This window comes from Corynebacterium suicordis DSM 45110 (genome assembly GCF_015351405.1).
In the GTDB taxonomy this organism is placed as follows: Bacteria; Actinomycetota; Actinomycetes; order Mycobacteriales; family Mycobacteriaceae; genus Corynebacterium; species Corynebacterium suicordis.
The window spans coordinates 1-1,450 of record NZ_JADKMY010000009.1; the positions used below are offsets into that span (position 1 = coordinate 1).

2 protein-coding genes are annotated in these 1,450 nt (G+C 58.6%); both read left to right on the forward strand.

From position 1 onward, the window contains the following. Positions 1-146 precede the first annotated feature (146 nt). Positions 147-671 (forward strand): hypothetical protein, encoded by a 525-nt coding sequence (locus IRY30_RS10230; RefSeq protein WP_194557344.1) that lies wholly within the window; start codon positions 147-149, stop codon positions 669-671. A 78-nt stretch (positions 672-749) separates the two neighbouring features. Then, positions 750-1,268, forward strand: a complete 519-nt coding sequence (locus tag IRY30_RS10235; RefSeq protein ID WP_194557345.1) for a hypothetical protein — start codon at positions 750-752, stop codon at positions 1,266-1,268. The last annotated feature ends 182 nt before the right edge of the window (positions 1,269-1,450 follow it).

The following is a 1,450-nucleotide window of genomic DNA, read 5'->3' on the forward strand; positions in this document are numbered from 1 at the left end:
AAACTTGTTCTCCTTTCTCCGGTTCCAGGACTGGCACTTCGCGTCGCTCACTAATCGGCACTTCGTGCCTTCTCGGGCGAAAAACGAGGAGGTAAGGCAGGTGGCAGACGGGTCACCGATTCACTACCAAGTCCAAGGAGGACACCATGAGTGTTTTTAAAGAAGATGAATTCTTTCAAGAAATCGTGGGAGGGCTCCCCGCACTTCTGAAAAAGAACCCACGGGACTACTTCGCACTAGTCGGCGTGGAAGAAATCACCGACACCCGCATTCAGATTCCAGTCGCAGCCGGACTGTCTTGGGTTGAACACGCTGAGGAAAATTTGGGCTCCGCAACAGCCTGCCTGATGGGAATCTTCCACGGCTTGACGGAAGCCTCCGTCAAGAAAGTCGCGTTGGTCACGATCTCCGAGAACGACGACATGCTGCCCCTCGCAGAACTGGCACAGTTCATCGCCAGCCTAACCGGCATTGAGATCATCGCAGAGCTCCGAGTCCCAGAGATCGCAGCAGGCGCACCAATCCGCGCAATCGTAGACCGCGAAACCCTAGTGATGACGCAGATCGAACCTACTGACTCCCAGGCACACGAGAAAACCGACCCGTGGGCACCACCAGCAGACAGTGACGAGTTTGAAACCATGCTGCGCAACTTCTTCAACGAGGGATAACCCGAGCAGGGGAGGGGCGCGCATTCCCCAATCACGCGCACCAACACAATCCACCGATTCACTCAAAGGACTCACACAATGACCTGCCGCAACACCGACGACTTCTCCGAGGGACGCATCACCGCAGCAGTCACCGCCAGCATTGCCGAGCACATCACCGCCACACCCGACGACCACCACGCCCGCGCCATCGATCACGCCCTCCACACCAACCCCGAAACCCCCGACTTCCTCAGCCACATCCACCGCGCCAACCTTGCCAATGGCATGACCCCTGCCGAGTCCTACCGCCAACTCACGACCCACGCACACCAGCAAGCCCGCCATCTATGGGACACGGTGTGCACATTCGTTGACGTCGATCCCGACGACACATGCGCCTACCTCATGGAAAACTTTCTCAGCAGCCTACGCACACACTGCCCCGGAATCCTGACCTACGGCGGACTCGATACCACCGGGGACATCCTTAACTTCCTGGCCTTCCTCTCCAACAAAGGCGAGTGCGACAACCACTACGCCATGACCCGCAGCCAGATTCTAAAAACCATTAGGTGCGCCCTCGAAGACGCAGAGATGGAAACAGCGGCAGCCTAAACAGCCCTCCCCGCCACCGATTTTCGGAGGCGGGTTGGTGTGTCTGGCTTGGCTAGGGGCCAGCCACACCAACCAGGAGGAAGGAAGGCCGGTGGGGTGTGTGTTCTGCGGCGCACCAGTGCATGAGTCGCACTGTGCTTGCAGCCCCCAACCCCACCAGCCTGCTCGAACTGTTCGGCGAG

Coding starts and splice junctions, on each gene's coding strand:
- IRY30_RS10235 (WP_194557345.1), top strand. CDS start 750: ATGACCTGCCGCAACACCGACGACTTCTCCGAGGGACGCATCACCGCA.
- IRY30_RS10230 (WP_194557344.1), top strand. CDS start 147: ATGAGTGTTTTTAAAGAAGATGAATTCTTTCAAGAAATCGTGGGAGGG.